Origin of the sequence: Nocardia sp. AB354, from assembly GCF_049538315.1 — a bacterium.
Classification (GTDB): Bacteria; Actinomycetota; Actinomycetes; order Mycobacteriales; family Mycobacteriaceae; genus Nocardia; species Nocardia nova.
Map to the genome: position 1 here is coordinate 72,460 of NZ_JBMVFU010000028.1, position 21,317 is coordinate 93,776.

Annotated in this window: 18 protein-coding genes; 10 read left to right on the forward strand and 8 right to left on the reverse strand. The window is 67.1% G+C overall.

All coding sequences use genetic code 11. The features are described from left to right. The first annotated feature begins 68 nt into the window (after nt 1–68). Nucleotides 69–704: a TetR/AcrR family transcriptional regulator gene (locus tag ACPCUW_RS30095; RefSeq protein WP_064906925.1), complete on the forward strand. Its 636-nt coding sequence runs from the start codon at nt 69–71 to the stop codon at nt 702–704. Between the two features lie 40 nt (nt 705–744). On the opposite strand, the gene ACPCUW_RS30100 is transcribed toward ACPCUW_RS30095, so the two are convergent. Continuing rightward, nucleotides 745–1,611, reverse strand: coding sequence for an alpha/beta fold hydrolase (locus ACPCUW_RS30100; protein WP_063015740.1), 867 nt, complete (start codon nt 1,609–1,611; stop codon nt 745–747). Nucleotides 1,612–1,765: 154 nt separating this feature from the next. Between ACPCUW_RS30100 and ACPCUW_RS30105 the strand changes: the two genes are divergently transcribed. Genes ACPCUW_RS30105 through ACPCUW_RS30115 form a run of 3 tightly spaced genes read left to right on the forward strand, consistent with a single transcriptional unit; the run spans nt 1,766 to nt 5,411 of the window. Beyond that, a complete protein-coding gene (locus ACPCUW_RS30105; protein ID WP_423428616.1) occupies nt 1,766–2,626 on the forward strand; it encodes an alpha/beta fold hydrolase in 861 nt (286 codons plus the stop codon). Beyond that, nucleotides 2,623–3,651 carry a VOC family protein gene (locus tag ACPCUW_RS30110; protein WP_423428588.1) on the forward strand — a complete coding sequence of 343 codons (1,029 nt, stop codon included), beginning with the start codon at nt 2,623–2,625 and terminating at the stop codon, nt 3,649–3,651. The genes ACPCUW_RS30105 and ACPCUW_RS30110 overlap by 4 nt, the downstream gene beginning before the upstream one ends. Continuing rightward, nucleotides 3,648–5,411 carry a bifunctional 3-(3-hydroxy-phenyl)propionate/3-hydroxycinnamic acid hydroxylase gene (locus tag ACPCUW_RS30115; RefSeq protein ID WP_423428590.1) on the forward strand — a complete coding sequence of 588 codons (1,764 nt, stop codon included), beginning with the start codon at nt 3,648–3,650 and terminating at the stop codon, nt 5,409–5,411. Before ACPCUW_RS30110 ends, ACPCUW_RS30115 begins: the two co-directional genes overlap by 4 nt. Here the strand turns inward: ACPCUW_RS30115 and ACPCUW_RS30120 are convergent. Further along, nucleotides 5,391–6,062: a TetR/AcrR family transcriptional regulator gene (locus ACPCUW_RS30120; protein WP_423428591.1), complete on the reverse strand. Its 672-nt coding sequence runs from the start codon at nt 6,060–6,062 to the stop codon at nt 5,391–5,393. The genes ACPCUW_RS30115 and ACPCUW_RS30120 overlap by 21 nt on opposite strands. A 135-nt stretch (nt 6,063–6,197) precedes the next feature. On the opposite strand from ACPCUW_RS30120, the gene ACPCUW_RS30125 reads away from it, so the two are divergent. From ACPCUW_RS30125 to ACPCUW_RS30140, 4 genes are all read left to right on the forward strand, one after another. Then, the gene (locus ACPCUW_RS30125; protein WP_423428617.1) at nt 6,198–7,331 is read left to right on the forward strand and encodes a VOC family protein; all 1,134 of its coding nucleotides are present in this window, start codon (nt 6,198–6,200) and stop codon (nt 7,329–7,331) included. Next, nucleotides 7,328–8,266, forward strand: coding sequence for a fumarylacetoacetate hydrolase family protein (locus tag ACPCUW_RS30130; protein ID WP_423428593.1), 939 nt, complete (start codon nt 7,328–7,330; stop codon nt 8,264–8,266). Before ACPCUW_RS30125 ends, ACPCUW_RS30130 begins: the two co-directional genes overlap by 4 nt. Further along, on the forward strand, nt 8,263–10,179 hold the full coding sequence (locus ACPCUW_RS30135; protein ID WP_423428595.1) for an acyl-CoA synthetase: 1,917 nt from the start codon (nt 8,263–8,265) through the stop codon (nt 10,177–10,179). The genes ACPCUW_RS30130 and ACPCUW_RS30135 overlap by 4 nt, the downstream gene beginning before the upstream one ends. A gap of 73 nt (nt 10,180–10,252) precedes the next feature. Then, nucleotides 10,253–11,776 carry a bifunctional 3-(3-hydroxy-phenyl)propionate/3-hydroxycinnamic acid hydroxylase gene (locus ACPCUW_RS30140; protein WP_423428596.1) on the forward strand — a complete coding sequence of 508 codons (1,524 nt, stop codon included), beginning with the start codon at nt 10,253–10,255 and terminating at the stop codon, nt 11,774–11,776. A gap of 24 nt (nt 11,777–11,800) precedes the next feature. Here ACPCUW_RS30140 and ACPCUW_RS30145 read toward each other — a convergent pair whose 3' ends face one another. Then, entirely contained in the window at nt 11,801–12,439 is a 639-nt protein-coding gene (locus tag ACPCUW_RS30145) for a TetR/AcrR family transcriptional regulator (RefSeq protein WP_181064160.1), read from the reverse strand. A gap of 106 nt (nt 12,440–12,545) precedes the next feature. After that, entirely contained in the window at nt 12,546–13,541 is a 996-nt protein-coding gene (locus ACPCUW_RS30150; RefSeq protein WP_423428597.1) for an alpha/beta fold hydrolase, read from the reverse strand. 338 nt (nt 13,542–13,879) lie between these two features. Here ACPCUW_RS30150 and ACPCUW_RS30155 point away from each other — a divergent pair, with 338 nt between their 5' ends. Beyond that, nucleotides 13,880–15,121, forward strand: coding sequence for a cytochrome P450 (locus ACPCUW_RS30155; protein WP_423428598.1), 1,242 nt, complete (start codon nt 13,880–13,882; stop codon nt 15,119–15,121). A gap of 160 nt (nt 15,122–15,281) precedes the next feature. Here ACPCUW_RS30155 and ACPCUW_RS30160 read toward each other — a convergent pair whose 3' ends face one another. The 4 genes from ACPCUW_RS30160 to ACPCUW_RS30175 all read right to left on the reverse strand — a co-directional run bounded on the left by ACPCUW_RS30160 (nt 15,282) and on the right by ACPCUW_RS30175 (nt 20,530). Next, nucleotides 15,282–16,568: a diguanylate cyclase domain-containing protein gene (locus ACPCUW_RS30160; protein WP_423428600.1), complete on the reverse strand. Its 1,287-nt coding sequence runs from the start codon at nt 16,566–16,568 to the stop codon at nt 15,282–15,284. A 135-nt stretch (nt 16,569–16,703) separates the two neighbouring features. Next, on the reverse strand, nt 16,704–17,792 hold the full coding sequence (locus ACPCUW_RS30165) for a terpene synthase family protein (protein ID WP_423428602.1): 1,089 nt from the start codon (nt 17,790–17,792) through the stop codon (nt 16,704–16,706). 167 nt (nt 17,793–17,959) lie between these two features. Beyond that, entirely contained in the window at nt 17,960–18,907 is a 948-nt protein-coding gene (locus ACPCUW_RS30170; protein ID WP_423428603.1) for a DUF1214 domain-containing protein, read from the reverse strand. Between the two features lie 213 nt (nt 18,908–19,120). Then, nucleotides 19,121–20,530: an amidase gene (locus ACPCUW_RS30175; RefSeq protein ID WP_423428605.1), complete on the reverse strand. Its 1,410-nt coding sequence runs from the start codon at nt 20,528–20,530 to the stop codon at nt 19,121–19,123. Between the two features lie 81 nt (nt 20,531–20,611). Between ACPCUW_RS30175 and ACPCUW_RS30180 the strand changes: the two genes are divergently transcribed. After that, on the forward strand, nt 20,612–21,292 hold the full coding sequence (locus ACPCUW_RS30180) for a TetR/AcrR family transcriptional regulator (RefSeq protein ID WP_423428606.1): 681 nt from the start codon (nt 20,612–20,614) through the stop codon (nt 21,290–21,292). Nucleotides 21,293–21,317: the final 25 nt, after the last annotated feature.

The following is a 21,317-nucleotide window of genomic DNA, read 5'->3' on the forward strand; positions in this document are numbered from 1 at the left end:
ATATGTCAGATTCTGACAGTCTTGAGTGTAAGCGTTACCGTGGACTGCGATCAAGGAGGACAGAGGTCGTGAGCAAGTCGTCCAGGCCGACGCTGACCGAACGCCGCGCGGAGGAACTGCGTCTGGCCATCGCGAACACCGCGCGCGATATGTTCGTCGCCGACGGTGACACCTCCGCGACCGTGGAGCGCATCTGCGAGACGGTCGGTATCGCGCCGAGGACTTTCCATCGCCACTTCCCGGTGAAGGAAGACGTCATGGGGCCGCTGTTCCGGCGCAGCCAGGCGATCATCATCGACTTCCTGAAGAATGCGCCGGCCGACGCCGACGTCGCCGAAACGCTGGCGCGCGCGTTCACCACCGAGGTCTACAAGCGCCGGACGCCCGAGTCCGACCGCACATTCATGACGTTGATGATCCATACGCCGCAGTACCGTTTGCGCTGGCTGGAATGGGGCGAGCAGCTCTGCGGGCCGATCACGGAATTCCTTTCGGCGAGAGTCGAACTCGGCGACGATCCGTTTCTGCGCCGACTTCCGGCGGAACTGATCGTGCACACCAGCCGCCAGGCCTACATCCAGTGGGTCGACCAGGAGGTCGGCGGCGATTTCTCCGAGGTGGAGGCTTTGCAGCTGCGCGGCATGAAGATGCTGCTCGTCGGTCTGCGAGCGGTGATGGGGCAGCCCTCGGCGCCGGTCCCGTAGCCGCACAACAGGTGCGGCGGAACCGGCGCCGGCACTGTGGCTAGCGGGCGAGGAACGCCGAGACGGTCGCCTCCCACGCCTGCTTCTGCTCGATCATCACCCAGTGCCCGCAGTTCGGGAAGATGTGCACCTCGCCGTGCGGCAGGGTCCGCATCGCGATCAACGACATGTCGACCGGGCTCACCCGGTCGTCACGCCCCCACGTGATCAGCGTCGGAACGGAGATCCGGCGCAAGTTCGCCCAGCCCGGTGTGACATCGGCGGCACGCGCCGCCTCCGCCATCCGCGCCAGCGCCGCACGTCCGTACATCCGCCGCGAATTCTCCAGGACGCCGGGTTCGGTGGCCTGCTGCCAGCGCTGTTCGATCAGCTCCTCGGTGAGCATGTTCTGGTCGTAGACCATCGAGCGCAGCCAGGCGACCAAGCTGTCGCGGGTCGGATTCTCGACGAACTCACTGAGCCGGATGATTCCCTCGCCGGGCTGCGGACCGAAGATCGTGGTGCCGATGCCGCCGATGGTCACCAGGCGCTCGACTCGCTGCGGCGCGGCGAGAGCGAATTCCGTTGCCACGAAACCGCCCATCGAGTTCCCGATGATCCGGACGGTCTCGAGTCCGAGCCCGTCGAGGAACGCGGTGACCGCCTGCTGCGCCGACATCATCGGATGTGCCGCGCCGAAGTCGTCGCTGACCCCGAATCCGGGGAACTCGAGAACGAGCGTGCGGTACTGCTGTGCGAACGTCGGCACGTTACCGCTGAAGTTGCGCCAGCCGGTGACACCGGGTCCGGATCCGTGCAGCATCAGCAGCGGCGGGCCCTCGCCGGTGTCGCGGTAGCGCAGGACGCCGTGTTCGGTGGGCAATTCCAGCAGTTCGGGGACGGCGTGGGCGTCGACGGAGGTACTCATATGCCGAGCCTGCCATCGCCGAGGCGCGGCACCGGCGATATTTCCCGTTCAGCGGTCGGCTAATTCTGACATTTTCATCAGAAAAGCTTGACGCGGCCGTGCTCCACAGTTGATGATTTCATCAACAAAGAAGTGTGGAGGTGTCGTGACTAGCATCGACGAGGGCGTCGGAACCGGGCGGACCGTGCGGGTCGGCGATCGGGAGATCTTCTTCAGTGAGGTCGGATCCGGCCCGGCTGTGGTTCTGTTGCACGGTGGTGGCGCCGGCGCGACCGGGTTGTCGAATTACTCCCGCAACATCGACGCGCTGGCGCGAAAGTTTCGTGTGATCGTGCCGGACATGCCGGGCTACGGCCGGTCGTCCAAGCGGGTGAACCATTCCGATCCGTTCGGTGACCTCGCCGGGGCGATCGGCCGGCTGCTGGACGAACTGGGCATCGCGTCCGCGCACCTGATCGGCAATTCCTACGGTGGCGCGGCAGCCTTGCGGCTGGCGATGGATCGGCCCGAGAAGGTCGACAGGCTGATCCTGATGGGGCCCGGTGGCGTGGGCACCACGCGGGCGCTGCCCACGGCGGGGCTGCGGGAATTGTTGAGCTATTACACCGGCTCCGGACCCAGCCGGGAGAAGCTCTCGACGTTCATTCGCGAGTATCTGGTCTACGACGGCAGTGCGGTGCCGGACGAGCTCATCGAGGCCCGCTACCGGGCCAGCCTCGACCCGGAAGTGATAGCGGACCCGCCGCTGCGCCGGCCCTCGGGACCGCTGGCGTTGCGCACGCTGTGGAGAATGGACTTCACGCGTGACTCGCGCCTGCGCAAGGTCGCTCATCCGACGCTGGTCGTGTGGGGGGCCGACGACAAGGTCAATCGGCCCGCCGGTGGGCGCATGCTGGCCGACGCCATGCCCGACTGTGATCTGTACCTGGCGGCGAATGCCGGCCACTGGGTGCAGTGGGAACGTGCGGACCTGTTCAACACCCTGGCCACCGCCTTTCTCGAGGCGGACCGATGAGCGAGTTCCTCCGCCCGCGCACCGATGCTTCGGTGTTCGGTGCGGTGCACCTGGGATACGTTGTCGTGCAATCGAATCGGCTGACCGACTGGCGGCGCTTCGGTGCCGGTGCGATCGGGCTGCACGTCGACGATCTCGACAGCGATACCGTGCGTTTTCGCCTCGACGATCGCTCCTGCCGGTTCCTGATCCGGCGGGGCTCGGCCGAGGACGTCATCGCGTTGGGCTGGCAGGTCGACGATCATGAAACCTTCGACCGCATCGTCGCGCGGGTCACCGAGCGCGGGGTCCCGATCGTCGAGGCGACACCCGAGGACGCGGTACTGCGAGGAGTGGAGCGGTTGTGGCGCTTCGCCGGCCCGAAAGGCATCGCCCAGGAAATCTTCACGACACCGGTCACCACCCCGGAGCCGCTGCGAATGATCAGCTCCGGCTGGGTGACGGGTGAGGCCGGACTCGGACATGTGGCGATGATCTCGCGCGAACCGGAGGCGATGCGCGGCTACTACCAGACCGTCTTCGATTCCCGGTTGTCGGACTACATCGACGAGACCGTGTCCGGGCTGAAGATGAAGATCCGATTCCTGCGGGTCAACGAGCGACACCACTCGATCGCCATCGCCAACGTGCGCGGTGTGAAGCTCGATCCGATTCGAACCTCGGTGCAGCACATCAACATTCAATCCGCGACGCTGGACGATATGCTCGCCGCTTTCGGGCGGGTCACCGCGCTCGGATTCCGGATGCAATGGTCGGTCGGTCAGCACACCAACGACAGGGAGTTGTCGTTCTACTGCGTGACCCCCTCCGGTTTCGAGCTGGAGGTCGGCTGGAACCCGATCGTGGTCGGCCCGGAACTCGAATCCACCTGGGAGCCGAGGACCTATCAGGGCATCAGCATCTGGGGCCACACCCCGGTGGGAGAGACCGTCCTGGGCAAATTCGCCCAGTTCCGGCAGGCGCTGCAGACGATCGGAACGCCGGAGATCACCGTTCCCGAGCTCGCAGAAGGATTGTCACGATGAGTACCACCGACTACGACGTCGTGGTCGTCGGCCTGGGCCCGACCGGCCTGACCCTGGCCAATCTGCTCGGCCGTCGCGGGATCAGCGTGCTGGTGCTCGAACGCGAACCGGAATTCTACGGCTTGGCCCGAGCGGTCTACACCGACGACGAATGTATGCGGATCTTCCAAACCGCCGGTACCGCAGACGAACTCGCCGCGGACATGAACACCGACTCCGCCGTCCAATGGGTGCGCCGCGACGGACGTGTGCTGGTGCAGTTCAAACAGGTCCAGCGCCCGCTGGGCTGGCCGGTGGTCAACTTCCTGTACCAGCCCTATCTGGAGAACGGTCTCGAACGCGCCCTCGGCAGATACCCGCATGTGACGGTGCGCCGGGGCCGTGAGGTTGTCGATGTCGACCAGGGCCCCGACGGTGTCGTCGTCGAGCACGTCGGATGCGGTGGCACCGGCTACGGTCAGCGCGAATCGGAAACCGATCCGAGCACCACCGAGCGAGTGCGGGCCGAGTTCCTGGTCGGCTGCGACGGCGGGCGCAGTGTCGTGCGCACGAAGCTCGGAATCGACATGACCGGTACCAGTTTTCCGGAACGGTGGCTGGTGGTGGACCTGAAGGCGAAAGACGGAGTGGACGCCTTCCGGCACCTGCCGTACTTCGATTTCGTGTGTGACCCGGATCTGCCGATCGTGTCGTGTCCCCAGCCGGACGGGCATCACCGGTTCGAGTTCATGCTCACCGAATCACAGACGAAACAGGAGATGGAGGACCCGGAAACGGTCCGCCGGCATATCGCCCGTTTCGTGAACCCGGACGAGGTGCAGGTGCTGCGCAAGCTCGTCTACACGTTCAACGCCGTGGTCGCCGATCGCTGGCGCGTCGGGCGCATCCTGCTCGCCGGCGACGCCGCGCACATGACACCGCAGTTCGTCGGGCAGGGGATGGGCTCGGGCGTGCGCGATGCGGACAACCTGGCCTGGAAGCTCACCGCGATCCTGAAACACGGTGCCGGCCAAGACATTCTGAACAGCTACGAAACCGAACGCCGCCCGCACGCCGAGGCGATGATCGACTTCTCGGTCTTCAACAAATCGCTGGTGTCGGTCGACAACCCACTGATCGCGGCGGCCCGCGACATCGCGATGACGGCCTCGCTGCGCACTCCCGGTCTCGGTGGCTGGATCCGTGCCGCCAAGATGAAGCCGCGTCCGCGGTTCCGCCGCAACGCATACCTCGGACTGCCCCGCCGGCGATTCGGGTTGCGCGGCGTGGAAGGGGCGTTGTCCCCGCAACCGGAGGTCCGCACCTACGACGGCCGTCACCAGCGTCTCGACGATGTACTCGGCCTGGGTTTCTCGGTGCTCGGTTACGGCGTCGACCCCCGTGCCGTGCTCGATGCGGACGATGTGGCCGCGTTGCAAGCGCTGGGAACACGCTTCGTCACCGTCTATCCCTTCGGCGGGCGGCCCCAGGGTGCCCCTGGCGACGGGCGCACGACGGGTGACGACCATGCCGATGTCGAAGACCACACCGGCGCGTTGATCCGATGGTTCGCCAGGGCCGGCGTCGGTTCCGGCGGGATAGTGCTGCTCCGTCCGGACCGCTTCGTCTTCGGCACCGCGCCGGCCGGGCACGGAGGCGAATTGGTCGCCGAACTCACCGGGCAGCTCGACGTCGACGTCAGGCGATCACCTGTTTCCGCTGTCTCCCTTGCGCATTCGACGTCTGCTGCGAGCGGCAGGCTAGGCGAGGCCGGCCGCTGACGTATCGCGCGGGGACGTATCGAGCGCCGGCAGCGGACGCTGGACTATCTCGCGAGCGTCCCCGCGCGAGAGGCCCAACATGTGCAACAGATCTTCGGTCACCGAATCGGTGGCCTCGCCGTCGTCGCGGTCGGGCTGGTCGTGCAGCAGTCGCCCGAGGCAGATCGTGGCGCCCGCGACGATCGTCATGGCCAGTTCCGGATCCCGCACGTCGAATCGGCCTGCCTCGACCGCGGATTCGATATCGCGGCGAGCGCGGGGAGCCAGCCCCTTCGTCGAGCCGGCCAGCTCGAGCCCGTTGTTGATCAGAACCTTGCTCAGGGTCGGGTTGCGCCGGTGCATACGGCCCGTCAGCCGAAAGCTCTGAGCGAACACCTGCGCCGGGTCGTCGAGGTCTTCGCAGAGCAGGTCGAGCAGTGCGCCGTGCCGGTCGAGCGCCTCCTCGACCGCTGCCCGGAACAGTTCCTCCCGGCTCTGGAAATGGTTGTAGAACGAGCCCATGCCGACGTCGGCGGCTTGGGTGATCTCGACGATCGGGACGTTCACTTTCCCGTCCGCCAGCAGCGATTGCGCGGCCGTCACGAGCGCGGCGCGGGTGCGTGCCTTGCGGCGCTCGAGCCGGTTCGGCCGGGCCCCGGTCTGTGCGGTCATCGCTGCATCACCTCGTCTCGCCTCCGTGCCCGTCATAGTAGCCGCTCTTGTCAATACTGACGAAATTCTCATCAACTCTTGACTGTGGATATCTTCGTGAGTGACGATATCGTCAGTTACGGGAAGGAGCGGCCGATGAGCGGCCATCACGATGTGCACAGCGGCCTGCACAGCGAGCGCGGCGCGTTGCCGGGAGAACACCCGGGGCGCTCACGCAACCCGGTCGTCAAGGTGCTCGACCTCGCGTGGCTCGAGTTCGACAAGCCCGATCTCGACAAGGCGGAGACCTTCGCTCACGCTTTCGGCTTCACGACCGCGATGCGGACGCCCGATCAGCTGCACCTGCGGGGCACGGACCCGGGCGCGCCGTGTGTCCTGATCCGGCGTGGCGCCCGATCCCGATTCGTCGGCCCGTCCTTCCGCGCCGCCGATTCCGCAGACCTGCTGCGCCTGTCCGAGGCGTGCGGCGCTCGGGTCGTGCCGTTGGCGGAGTCACTCGGGGGAGCGGCCGTCGATCTTGCCGATCCGAGTGGGCTCCGGGTGCGGGTCGTCGCCGGCGCGCATGAACTCGTTGCTCTCGCCCCGCAGCAACCGCACCTGCTGAACACCGGGCACGACGTTGTCCGGGTCAACGCCACCCAGCGACCGGCCAGAGTCCCGGCGCGGGTGCAGCGGCTGGGACACGTCGTCGTGCAAACCACGAGATACCGGGAGACCCTCGACTGGTACCTGGACAATCTCGGACTGATCGTCAGCGACTTCCTCTATTACCCCGGCCAGCGGGAGCGCGGGCCGGTCATGAGTTTCATCCGTTGCGATCGAGCGGGCACTCCGGCCGACCATCACACGCTCGCGCTGACCCTGGGCCCGTCGAACCGGTACGTGCATTCGGCGTATCAGGTGGCGGACCTCGACGCGCTCGCCGCGGGTGGCGAGTATCTGCGCGAGCAGGGTTATCGCCGATCCTGGGGCATCGGCCGGCATATCCAGGGCAGTCAGATCTTCGACTATTGGCGTGACCCCGACGGGTTCATGGTCGAACACTTCAGCGACGGAGACATGTTCGATGCCACCGTCGAGCCGGGCTGGGCTCCGATGAGCGCGTCCGGTTTGGCCCAGTGGGGGCCGCCCGCGACGAAGGACTTCCTCGGCATCAAGCCGGGAGCCGAGTCGTTGCGTGAGGCACGCGCGATCGTCGCCGCGCTGCGCGAGGACAACGAATTCGATTTCCGCCGCCTGCGCGGCCTGTTGAAAGTAGCCAACTCATGACCATCTCCGTACTGCGCACCGTCGACGGCTGGTGGGTGCGCACACCAGCGGGCGCCGCCCGGATCGACACCGCCGCGACCACCACCCGGGAACTGCTGGCGGATCGAGGCGCCGTCCTCGCGGCATCCGGAAGCTCCGATACCGTTGCGGTGGAGACCCTTTCGCTGATATCTCCGGTGACCGCGCCGTGCCGCGTGGTCGCGCAGATGACGAACTTCGCGTCCCACGTGAAGGACTCCGGCGGTGACCCCGAGACCGTGCCGCTGACGTTCTTCCGCAAGGCATCGGGTTCGATCAGTGGCCCGTACGACGATGTGATCCGGCCCGCCCATGTGTCCCTGCTGGATTACGAGGTGGAGATCGGGCTCGTCTTCGGCCGGGAGATGCCGGTCGGCTCGGAGGTCACCGCCGAGAATCTCGCCGACTACGTCGCGGGGCTGGTCGTCGCGAATGACGTCTCCGCTCGCGACGTCCAGTTGCCGAAAACGCAGTTCTACGAGGCGAAGTCGTACCCGACCTTCACCCCGGTCGGGCCGGCGCTGGTGCTGCTGGACGCCGACGAGCTGAAGCGGTTCACCGACCTCCGGCTGCGGCTGTGGGTCAACGGCGGACTACGGCAGGACATGACGGTTGCCGACATGATCTACCGGCCGGTCGACGCGCTGCGGGAACTGACCCGCTTCCAGCGGATGGACCCCGGTGACCTCCTGCTGACCGGAACGCCGGTCGGCACCGCGATCAGTGCCCCGCCCAAGCCGGTGGAGATCATCGGCTCCCTGCTGCCGCCGAAGGTGAAGTGGAAGCTGTTCTTCTCCCGCCAGGCCCGGAATCCGAAGTATCTGCGGGACGGCGACGTGGTGGAGGCCGCGATCGGCACCGACGACGGCGTGCTCGACCTCGGCCGCCAGCGCACGGTCGTGAGGTACGCCCGATGACCGACACCGCGTCCCTGGTCGGCGCGTCCGAGGAACTGTTGTGGCCGCGCTACGAGAGCCCGGCGGACCTCGAGGTGATCGAGTCGATTCCACTCGAGGCGCGTGGCTTGCCGGAATCGACGTACGCGCTGCTCGTCCGTGCCGCGACGCGATGGCCGCAGCGACGGGCGCTCTCTGTGCTGCCCGATGCGTCTCGCTGGCGAGAACCTTTGCAGCGCAGTTACTCCGAGCTGCTCGCCGACGTCCATCGCTACGCGAATCTGCTGCACGAGCTGGGTGTGGGCCGCTCCGATGCGGTCGCGCTCATCGCCCCGAACTGTGCCGAGCTGATTCCGGCGACGTTGGCCGCACAGCTGGCGGGCATCGCCGCTCCCATCAACGGAGGGCTGTCCGGCGATCACATCGCGGAACTGTTGCGCCGTTCCGGCGCCAGGACACTGATCGCCGCGGGTCCGGAGCTGGCGCCCGATACCTGGGACACCGCGCGTGAGCTGGCCGAGCGAGGTCTGCTGGACGCGCTGCTCGTCATGCGTCCGACGGCTACCGGGCAGCCTCGGCCGGCACTGCCGGTCATCGACGGCGTCGTGGTCGGCTACCTCGAGCTGCTTGCCGCAGAACAGGTTTCGACCGAATTCGCCGGGCAGCCGCCTACGGGATCGGATCTGGCGGCGCTGTTCCATACCGGCGGAACGACCGGTGTGCCGAAGCTGGCCGCTCATCGTCATTCCGGTGAGGTCGCCAACGCGTGGATGATCGCCGCCAACTCGCTGCTCGACGACGAAGCGGTGGGGTTCGCGGCACTGCCGTTGTTTCACGTCAACGCGCTCGTCGTCACCTTGCTCGCGCCGCTGTTCCGCGGCCAGTCGGTCGTGTGGGCGGGTCCGCTGGGATACCGCGATCTCGCCCTGTACGCGGAGTTCTGGAACATCGTGGCGCACTACAGGATTGCGGCGATGAGCGCCGTGCCGACCGTCTACGCGGTGCTGGCCCGGTGCCCGGTCCAGGCGGATATCTCCAGCTTGCGTTACGCGATGGTCGGAGCCTCGCCGCTGCCGGCGGCAGTGCGCGAGGATTTTCAGAAACATACCGGCGTGACCCTCGTCGAGGGGTACGGCCTCACCGAGGCCACGTGCGCTACCGCGCGCAGCTTTCCGGACGTTCCCCGACCCGGCGCGGTCGGCCAGCGCATGCCCTACCAGCGCGTCGCGGTCGTCCGCGCGGCCGACAACGGGGCATGGGAAGACCTGCCTGCCGGGGAAATCGGCGTGCTGGTCGTCGATGGACCCACTGTCTTCGCGGGCTATGTCACCGGCCGTACCGACGCCGGCCACCGCCTCGACGGACTCGGCACGGTGATCGACGGCTGGCTGAACACCGGCGACCTGGCGCACATCGACGCCGAGGGCTTCATCCATTTGCACGGTCGCGCAAAGGATCTCATCATTCGCGGCGGTCACAATATCGATCCCGCGACCATCGAGGACGTCCTGCTGTCCCACCCCCGGGTCGGCGCGGCGGGAGCCGTCGGCCGCCCGGACGTGCACTCCGGTGAGGTGCCGGTCGCCTACGTCGCGCTCACCGGGGACGCGAACGTCACCGAGGACGAACTGGTGCGCTGGGCCGCCGAGCGTATGCACGAACGCGCGGCCGTACCGAAGACCGTGACGATCCTCGACGCGCTGCCGGTCACCGACGTCGGCAAACCGTACAAGTTGGGCCTGCGCGCCGATGCGACACGGCGCGAACTGGTCGACGCGCTGGCGAATGCGGCCGGTGTGGCCGACATCGTCGCGGCGGTCGAGGACGGCGCCGTCGTCGCGACCGTGGTGCTCGACTCCACCGCCGACCGCGCCGCGGTCGAAGCTGTTCTGGCCCGCTACGCCGTCACCTGGAGAGTGGAGAGGCGTCGATGACGATCGGACCCACCGCGGTCGGCGGCGGTCCCGCTGCCATCGCGTCCGTCGCCGCGGCGCGGGGTGTGTCGTCGTGACCTCGCCGGTGGTGCAGGTCGTGATCGTCGGCGCGGGCCCGACCGGGTTGACGGCGGCCACGCTGCTCGCCCAGTACGGGATCGAATCGCTGGTACTCGAGCGGTGGGAGGGTGTCTACCCGCAGCCGCGTGCCGTCCACCTCGACGGCGAAATCCGCCGGATCCTCGAACGACTGGGTGTCGGTGCGGAATTCGACGCCGTCTCCCGTCCGGCGCTGGGTTTGCGATTGGCGGATCCGGATCACCGCGTGCTGGCACAGTTCGATCGGGATACGACGGGCGGTCGCAACGGACATCCGGAGGCGAACCTGTTCGACCAACCGGAGTTGGAAGCGATTCTTCGTCGCAACCTGGCTCGATACCCGCAGGTGACAATGCGCGGCAATGCGGACGTCACCGCCGTAGTCCGGGAGAACGACTGCGTGCGCGTGGAATTCACCGATCGATCAGGCGGGCAGACCGAGGCCGTACGAGCGGAATATGTCTTGGGCTGCGACGGGGCGAACAGCCTGGTGCGCAATCGAATCGGCGCACATATGCGAGACCTGCGATTCCAGCAGCGATGGCTTGTGGTCGATATCGCCGCCACGACCGAGCTGCAGCACTGGGAAGGTGTCCACCAAGTCTGCGATCCCGATCGCGCGGCTACCTATATGCGCATCGGGAAGACGCGGTACCGATGGGAATTTCGGCTGCATCCGGGTGAAAACGCCGACGATTACCGGGATTCGGCTGCCCTCCGTCCGCTCCTGGGCCCGTGGCTCGGCGAGACCGAGTACGAGCAGATGGAAGTGGTGCGCGTCGCCGAATACACCTTCCGCGCGCAACTCGCGGATCGGTGGCGACAGGGGCGCGTGTTCCTGCTCGGGGATGCGGCCCATTTGACCCCGCCGTTCATCGGGCAGGGGATGGGCGCGGGTATCCGCGATGCCGCGAACCTCGGTTGGAAGCTGGCCGGAGTGCTGCGCGCCGAGTTGCCGGCCGCTGTGCTCGACACCTACGAAAGGGAAAGGAAACCCCACGCGCGCAAGATGATTCGGCTGGCGAAGCTCACCGGGCTGACCATGACCGAAGGCGGCGAACTGGGCAACCGGTTGCGTGGCCTGATCGCGCCGTACCTGCAGCACATCCCGGGATTCGCCCGGATGGTCACCAGCGGTGAATCCCCACCACTGCGCGACTCCTCACCGGCGACGGCGAGGTGGATACACGGTCTTCTCGCCGGTCGTTTGATTCCGAACGATCGAATGCCGGACGGGCAGTGCGTCGACGACGTCATCGGCGGCCGATACGCCGTCATCACCCTGGAAGATCCGACGGCATGGGACCGCGCTGTGGTCCGCCGACGCGGCGGTGTCCTCGTGTGCCCGGCACCGAACTCGGAGCTGTCTCGGTGGATGCGCCGCGGTCACGCGTCGACGCTTGTCGTGCGGCCCGACGGCACCGTGCAGGACGGTCGCGGCAGCTTGTCCGCGCTGTGTGCCTCGCTTCCGGACTTCGCGCCGAGCGTTCGGCGGTGATGCGCCGGCGTCGGCCGGCGGTGTTCAGAGCTGGGGCTGTGGTGGCAGTGGGCTGGTGGCGAGCTTGTGCGCCGATCGCTTGTTCATGCCGAACATGCGCAAGACGTGGAACGCCATGTCGTCGGTCCGCGTTTCGACGTCGGCGCCGGGTTGCGCGTCGAGCAGTTGCAGGAGACCCAGTAGGGCCCCACCCGCGGCCATCACCGCCATATCCGGGTCCATCGGGTCGAAGCGGCCCGCCTCCTGCGCGGCGATGATGTCGTGACGGGCGCGTGGGGCCAGACCTTCTTCGCGCAGCAATACCGACATCCCGGAGTTCAGGATCACCCGGACCATCTCGGGCACCTGCCGCTGCAAACGTCCGGTCATGCGGAAACTCACCGCGAACACTTCTGCCGGGTCGTCGTAGAGCGCGACGATGGCGTCGCGCATCTCGCTGTAGACCTGCAACGCCGAGCGCACCGCCGCGTCGAAGAGTTGTTCCTTCGACTCGAAATGGTTGTAGAAGGAGCCGAATCCGACGTCGGCGGCGTCGGTGATCTCCTGAATGCTCACCGCGGTTCGCCCCTCGGACAGGAACTTCCGGGCAGCACCGAGCAGGGCGTTGCGGGTGCGCTCGCGGCGCCGATCGACACGGTTGCGCGTGACGGATTCGGTGGTCATCGGGCCCTCCTGCGTCGGAATCGTCACCGAAATCATATCTGAGGAAAACATCAGACCGGTGCCGCCCGAAGCTCTAGGGCGGCGTGCCCTTCGCCGGTGCCGATCGCTACTGTGCCGTCGGCCGGGTGTCGGGCTCGAAGCCGGAATCCGGTTCCCGGACGACGTTGGTGATGATTTCCCCGAAGGCGTGCGGGTCGTCGAGGAGCCAGCCGTGCCCGCCGGGCACGGTGATCGTGCGGGGGTCGCCCAGGGCGGTCCGCAGCGACATCGACGTGGATTCCGGGATGATCGTGTCTCGCTTGCTCCACACCACGAAGACGGGCAGTCGGCGCTCGGCGAGTTCGTTGAGCTCGGAGGTGAGGTTGGCGGTCCGGGCCAGGTGCGCGACTTCCCACACCGCTGTCGGGTTACGCAGGACGTTGGGCACCGCATCACGCATGATCACCGGCAGGACCCGGGTCAGTTGGCGACCGGGCAGCAGGTCTGCCGGCAAGTGCAGGCCCCAGTCCCACAGCGGACGTTCACGGAGTGCGCGTGCCACACCGCGACCGTCGGTCCATGCCGAGCCGCCGATGGAGTTCACGAGCACGAGCCGCTCGGCGAGCTCCGGTAGATCGTGCGCGGCCTGGATCGCCACGCCGCCCCCGAAGGAGTGCCCGACCACGGTGACCGGCAGCGGCAGGTCGATCGCCTCGATGAAATCTCCGACCCACCGGGCGTAGCCGGCGAGAGACCGATCCTCGATCGGCAACCCGGCCGTGCCCCCGAAGCCGGGAAGCGCGGGGGCGAAGACATGCACTCCCATTCGAACGAGTTCCTCGAGCGGGCGGGTATAGGCGTATCTCCCCAATCCCCAGCCGTGCAGGAAGAGCACGCGGGGACCGTGTCCGCCGGCCGAATAGCGGGCGATACGGCCCTCGACGACAACCGATCGTGATCGCAGCCGCGCAGAGCGGTGATGTTGTCGTGGCGCCGACCCGGTCGGCGGCGCCGATGCGGCGGGGGCGTCGGCGATTCGATCGAGAGTCGCATCGGCAACCGCCGGGGTGAGAGCATCCTCGGTCGGACGGTCGGGTCGCAGCGGGCCTCGCCAGTGGGGCATCGGAACTCCTGACGTCGTCTCGGCGGCCTCGCCGTCGGTGCTGCGCAACCCGGTCACCCATCGTCGCGGGATGCGGCAAACCCTCGGACGAAAAAGAAGCCGCGTCGGATCCAGACTCGTCGAGAGCGCTGTTCGGGTGGAAGGGTGCAACGTCCGGCATGGTCGGGTCACTGGTCTACGGCCGGGAGGACTTTCGGCCGCCGGATGCCCCGGATTCCACCGTCGCGGCCGGTTGCCACGACCATCGAGGTCGCTGGAGACGGGTATGAGCGGCCGCTGATTGTGCTTGAATACCTCTAGAACCTGTTTCAGTCAGCGATGACGGCCCGGTGGTTGATATGCGTGCGACGCGTCCCGATATTCCGCGAGATTTCGATGTCACGGATCCGGATATGTGGGCCCGGCGGGTGCCGGTCGAAGAGCTGGCGGAACTGCGCCGTGCGGCTCCGATCTGGTGGAATGCCAAGTCGCCCGGTTCCGACGGTTTTCCGGACGACGGATTCTGGGTCGTGACCAAACACGCCGACGTCAAGGAGGTGTCGCGGCGCAGCGACGTGTTCTCCAATGCCGAGAACACCGCGCTGCCGCGATACGGCGTCGAACTCACCCCCGAGCGGATGGAGATGCAGCGGCTGGTTCTGCTCAATCAGGATGCGCCGCAACACACCAGGATGCGCAAGCTGATCGCGAAAGGGTTCACGCCGCGGGCGGTCAACGGGCTGCGCGCGGAGTTGTCCGCCCGCGCCGAGGCCATCGTCACCGCGGCCGCCGAGGCGGGCGCGGGTGACTTCGTCACGCAGGTGGCGTGCGAATTGCCGTTGCAGGCGATCGCGGAATTGATCGGCGTGCCGCAGGAGGACCGGATGAAGATCTTCCGGTGGTCCAACGAGATGATCGGCTACGACGACCCGGAGTACGCCGGCGTCGACCCGCTGGCCGCCTCCGCCGAACTCCTGGCCTACGCCTGGCAGATGGCTGAGGCGCGAAAGTCGCAGCCGGCCGACGACATCGTGACCGAACTGGTCCACGCCGACGTCGACGGGGAAGCACTGACCTCCGAGGAGTTCGGCTTCTTCGTCATCCTCCTGGCCGTCGCGGGCAACGAGACCACCCGTAACGCGATCACGCACGGCATGATCGCTTTCCTCGAAAACCCGGATCAATGGGAGCTTTTCAAGTCGCAGCGGCCCAAGACCACCGTCGACGAGATCGTCCGCTGGGCAACGCCGGTGAGTACGTTCCAGCGCACCGCGCTGGAGGACACCGAACTCGGTGGCGTACCGATCCGGAAGGGTCAGCGGGTCCTGATCGTCTACCGATCCGCGAATTTCGACGAAGAGGTTTTCGACGCTCCGTTCACCTTCGACATCACTCGTGATCCCAACCCGCACTTGGCATTCGGCGGTACGGGCGCGCACTTCTGCATCGGCGCCAACCTGGCCCGACTGGAGATAGACCTGATCTTCAACGCCGTCGCCGACCACCTTCCCGACATTCGCAAACTGGGGGACCCACGCCGATTGCGGTCGGGCTGGTTGAACGGGATCAAGGAATTCCAGGTGCGCTACCGGGGCGAGTGAAGCACCGTCTCCACCGGCAGCGGCATGCGCCTGACCGATTCGCTGAATCCGCAGACCGATCTGGCATTCGAGAGTTCGCGGCCGTTGGACGGTGGCGGTGTGGAGATCGTCTATCGAGTGTTGCCGACCCGCGCATAGCGGCCGTCGAAACCGTTGCGCCTCAAGCGTTTCCGCATCGGGCGGAGCTGTCGTCGGCACCCTCGGCCGCATGGACGGTGTGCAGGATCCAGTTGCCGCGGGCGCCGGATTTGGCGTCGTACAGCGAGGTGTCGGCCGCGTCGAGCAGCCATTCCGGGTCCTTGCCGGCGACCGGTGTGACGACGGCTCCGATGCTGGCGGAGATGTGGAGCCGGTGGCCGCCGACGATGAGAGGATGCGAGAGGGCGCCGCGCAGGCGGTCCGCGACCGCCGCGACTCTGCGGGTGTCGGCCGGGGGCGGGATGAGGGTGACGAATTCGTCGCCGCCGATTCGCGCGACCAGGCATCCGTCGTCTTGCAGGCTGTCGTGCAGGCGCCGGGCGACGGTGGCCAGCACCTGGTCGCCGACGCCGTGACCGTATCGGTCGTTGACCTCTTTGAAGTGGTCCAGGTCGGTGAAGCACAGTCCCATCAGATCGTCCTCGCCGGCCGCGGAGATCACCGATTTGAGGGTGTCGAGGAGATGGCGGCGGTTGGGCAGCTCGGTGAGCGCGTCGTGGCGCGCCTGATAGTGGAGCTGCTCCTGCAGTTGGTGGCGTTCGGTGACGTCTTCGCCGATGGCGAGCAGATAGTCAGGCCCGAAGGCGCTCCGGACATAGGTGATCGCGAATGTGGCCCATCCGGTGCTGCCGTCCGCGCGCTGCAGGCGCCGTTCGATCTTCGCCGTGCCCGCCCTGGCCGGTACGAGGTCGTCGTAGACCATCGCGCGGATCGCGGCCTGATCGTCGGGGTGGGCGAAGTCGTAGACGCTGATGCCGCGCAGCGACTCGACCGGTACCCCGATCATGTCGGCCAGATGGGGGTTGGCTTCCAGCAGAACACCATTCGTGTCGCCGATCGCGATGGCGATGGACGCGTGATCGAACACGAGCCGGAACCGGCGCTGGCCTTCCTCGACGTCGTCGGCCCTGATCGCTTCGGCGAGGAAGTGGTGTCCGTGGCCGAACGCGACGAGCAGGGCGGCCATGCGCGGGCCGGTCTCGGGGTGATCGCTGAATTCGGTGAGTCGATGCAATACCGGCGCGGATACGACCGGCACCGCGGGATCGGTGAACCGGGCACCCGCCAGCGCCGCTCCCGCTCGGGAGCCGGCGGCCGCGTCGAAGGTCTCCGCGGTGAGACTGGCGTGGAGTTCTTCCAGAAGATCGCGCAGAAACGAAATTTCTACGGTGGCGTAGGAAGGGTGAGCGGTAATCGTCGCCAGCGCGCGCTCCCATTGCTGGGCGAGTGCCGTGCTCAGATCGTCCACTCCAACTCCCCATGTCCGATGCGCTTCTGCTGCTACTTCGGTGCCCGGCGATACTTCTCCCGGCTGGTACTGCTGATCGTGACGCTGCAGACAAAGGTACTGCATGCCCGATTCGTCACGTCATCGGTGGACTGCTCACCGGTGGTGAGCCTCGGCGAATATCGACCGGCCCTTGTAGCGGGAGGTGGCGCATTGCCACACCCAGCTCGCTTGGACGCATTGATCGAGGTCGTCGGCGTAGGCGGTGACGGCGGCGGCCAGTGGTGGGCTGAGTGCGGGGCAGCGGTCGAGCAGATCCTGCCGCAGCCCGCGGAAGTCGGTGAATCGCTCGCGTACGATCTGCGCGGCGCCGAGAACAGCGTCGGCCAGCGTCGCGCCGGGCGTATTGAGCAGCAGAATCGAGATGAGGTTGAAATCCGAGCGGTCCACGATGACCTCCTTCTCGAAGGAGAAGACATCGTTCATCAGCGCTCCGACTTCGGCGGTGAGACGTTCCAGCGTGCGCAGATCCTCGGCGAGGCCCGCGGCCGCGAGCCGGTCCCAGGGCAGGGTGGTGTCGCGCGCGAACTCGCACAGCTGGATCGCGGGGTACATCCCCGAGACCTCGTTACGCAGGGCGATGTAGTCGTCGACGCTGAGCAGGTCACCGCGCGCGCCGATATTCTGATCGCGGATCGCCGAGCGCAAATGGTCGATCGTCGATGCGCGGAATCGCTCCAGCCACACCGGCTCGGCTTGATCGGTGAGGGTCGTCAAGAATTCGACGGTCGCCTCGACAATGGGCGTGGAGTTGTCCGGCCGGATCCGGCCGGACTCGAATAATCGACACAGCCGGTCGACCTCGAGTTGTGCCTGCGCTCGCTCGGCCTCGGACAGGTGGCTGAACTTCTCGCGGCCCACGGTGTCGTTGAGCGCGAACAGGATTGCGTTGTAGATACCGATCGTCGTCATCCGCGCGAGGCTGATCGTGCGCGGATGCAGGTAGGGCGTCATCGAGTTGTAGGCGGCACCACCCCTTTCCAGCCAGATCCGGTGCCTGCGGCAGAAGGCCTCGACCTCAGCGCAGGCTTCGGCGCCGAACCGGTTGGGTCTGAAACTGCCGCAATATTGCGCGATATCGCAGTCGTCGGTACTGAACAGAACGCGCAGTGACCATCGATTCTCATGAAGAAGTTCCTGGTACTGGGTGTGCATTGCGGCGATATCCGATGCGATCTGGGGCATGTACTGCACAAACGTCTCCCAATCCGTGAGCGGCATCCGCCGGCTCGAAACTGTCGCCGGCAGTTGGTGATACCGGGTACCAGTATTTCACCGGGGCAGCTGTGGGGAGTGGGTATGCGAAGCGAACGCATTTCGGAAACCGGCACGAACTGCCGGTCGTGGAGCGGTCACTCGCGCGCCGGCACCAGCTCCGGCAGCGCCCATGCGCCGGTGAGGATCTCGGGGCGGGGCCGGTACAACCGGACCACGACGTTCCAGCCCTCGGGGGTGGGGATCGCGTTGGGAACGCTGTCGGGGAAGTCGCCGAACCGGACCGTGACCGATCCGTCCGCGTTCGGCACTCCGGTGATGTTGTTGACGCTGTAGCTGTTTCGCGGATTCTTCTCGAAATAGCCGGCCGCGTTGTAGACCGAGACCGACCAGAACCCGTCGACGGGCACCTCGCGCAGGGTGAACTCGTAGTTGCCGGGCGGTAGGTCGGGAGCCACGCCGACGTAGGAGGCTTCCTCGCTGGGCAGCCCGCCCCAGCCGGCCGCCGTACCGATCAGATGACGCACCGGGTCGACCTGATCGCGGCGGCCGAACGTCGCGTCGAAACCGTTCATGCCCGCGGCCAGGGTCAGCAGCGCCGTGCGGGTGGCGTCCAGCCCGCCGGTGTCGTAGTGGGGTGGGACGAACTCGCGCGCCGAGCCGGCGGTGAGCGAGAGTCCGTCTTGCAGGGCCGCAACCGCCGCGAGGTCCTCGGCGGAATTCGGGTCGGCGAGGATCCGTACCGCCACCAGGGCGTAGTCGGTGCCGCAGTCGTCGGACCGCAGTTCATAGGACCCGGCATCGTGAAAGACCTTTTCGACGTAGTGGTCCTCGCTGACCACCATGGCCGACAGGTATCGGTCGCCGTGTTCGGGCAGCGTCACGGTCGCGCCCGCGGCGAGGTCGACGACGGCGAAGCTGTAGAGGGTGTCGCGGTTGAGGCGGATCACGGTCTGACGATCGATCGAGGCCGGTTCCCGATTGTGCAGAAAGGTGTTGATCCCGCCGGCGTCGCGCTGCAGATCGGCGAACATCCGATCCGTCTCGGCCCGCACGAAATTGTCGACATTGACATGCACCGCCATCGCTGTACTCCTCGCTGTTGCCGACAAGCCCGATACGGTCCCTATTGTGGTCCACGCGGTCCGTTCCGGGCCGCTTCGACGCGGGCGGGCGCGAGTTCGAACAGATCCGGCCAGAGAAGGTAGGCGGCGGCGGAGGGGTCGTGCAGGGCTGCGGCTCGGGGTGTTGCGGGGTCGCTCATGGGCAGGTAGAAGCCCTGTCGCCGCACCGTGGTGTCAGGGGTTCGAGTGCTCCTGGATGCGGGGGAAGGGTTGTTCGGCTTCGAGGAGGTAGGCCAGTTCGATCAGGGTGCGTTCGTCACCGTGGGCGGCCGATAGTTGCACGCCGACCGGCAGGCCTTCGGTGGTGCGGCCCATCGGCAGGGAGATCGCCGGGGTGCCGGCGATGTTGTTCAGTGGCGTGTAGCTGACGTAGCGGGTGAGCCGGTCGATCAGTTCCGGGAAGGCGACGGTCGGGGCGATGTGGCCCAGCGGCGGTGTGGTGTGTGAGAGTACCGGCGACACAACGACTTCCAGCCGGGCGAACATTCGCGCATATGCGGCCGGGATGCGCCGCAGCCGGCGCAGCGCCGCCGGCGTGCGGTGGAGATTGCGGCGGTGATGGGCGCGCAGTCCGCGGGTGAGTCCGTCGGTGGCGGCCACGTCGAACGACCGGTCCAGGATGAGCTTGCCCGTGCTCACTGCGAGATCGGCCAGTAGCGCCCAGTATTGGACGAAATCCACCGCGAACTGCTCGGTGACCGGGAGGGCGATCGGTTCGACGACGTGCCCGGCCTTCTCCAGCAGTGTGGCCGTGTGCTCGACCGCGGCGCGGGTGGGCGCGTCGACCTCGGCTCCGGTGACGCTGTGCATGAGCAGCCCGACGCGCAGCCGTCGTTGTGCCGGGCCGCGGACCTCGCCGATGGGAGCGAGTTTCGGGTTGCGCCAGACGTTTTCGGCAGCGGCGACGAAGGCCGCGGTGTCGCGCACGGTGCGGGTGAGCACGCCCTCGGAGATCATGTGGATCGGCACATGCCGCGCCTGTTCGCCGTCGATGTGGCGGCCTCGGCTCGGCTTGAGCCCGACGAGCCCGCCGCATGCGGCCGGGATGCGGATGGATCCGCCGCCGTCGTTGGCGTGGGCGATCGGGACCACGCCCGCGGCGACGAGTGCGGCCGAACCGCCCGACGAGGCGCCGATCGAGCGATCCAGATCCCACGGGTTGCGGGTCGGAGGTTCGGTCATGAATTCGGTGGTGGCATTGAAGCCGAACTCCGGCAGTCGCGATTTGCCGAGCACCGTGAGTCCGGTGCCGAGGAACTGCTCGGCGTAGGCGCCGTTCTTCGCGGCCGGCCGCGCCCGGAACGCCTCGCTGCCGTGGTTGGTCGGCAGTCCCGCCAGGTGGGTGTTGTCCTTGACGAACGTCGGCACGCCGTAGAGGGCGGAATCGGACTTCGAGTGATAGCGCGGGGCGTCGTAGATCGCGCAGGCGACGGCGTCCAGTTGCGGGTCGACCGCACGTGCTCGCTCGATGGCGGCGGCGGCGAGTTCCTGCGGGCTCACCGAACCGTTGCGGACCAGTTCGGCGAGGGCGACCGCGTCGTGCTCGGCGAGCGCATCGTCGCGAAATGCGTGAAGGGACGTCATGGCGGCTGAGTCTAGAAGAATGTACAGACTCTGCCCAGAGGAAAACTGTAAGAAGTTACAGAGATGGCCTAGGGTTGCATCGTGACCGCGCGCCGCCACCGTCCCAGTGCCCTGGCCCGACGCGAAGCCCTGCTCGCGGCCGCTGTCGAGGTCGCCGCGACCGTGGGCGTGGCCGGGGTGACTCATCGCGCGGTCACCGAAAGAGCCGGACTGCCGCTGACCACGGTCGGCTACTTCTTCGACTCGATCGACGCGCTGACCGAGGAAGCGCTGCGGGTCTATACAGACGCCGACGCCGATACCCAGGTCGCGCTCGCCGAGGCGTTGGCCGAGGCGCACAGCACACCCGACGAGATCGCCGCCGCGCTGTCGTCGGCCGCGGCCCCGCGCTCACCGGAGACGCCGGCGTTGTTCGAGGCCTACCTGCACGCCGCGCGGCACCCGGAGTTCCGCGATGCCGCCGCGCGGGCGCTCGATGCCGCACGCCGGGCGGCCGCCGCTGGTGTGCGCGCGGCCGGAGCCCCGGAACCCGATGCGGCCGCACCGGCGTTCACGGCCCTGGCGCACGGGTTGGCACTGCACGAACTGGCGGTGCCGGGCACGCTGCCGCCGGATTCGGTGCATGCGGCGTTTCGCGCGCTGTTTCTGGGATTCCTGCTCGACAACGGTCATGTGGAGCTGGCTCTGCGACTGCGGCGCCATGCCGCGGCGGACGATCAGGTATCCGAGGGCGATCCGTCGCCCGCCGAATCCGATGCGTGACAACGTCATTCGCGTCGCGTGTGTG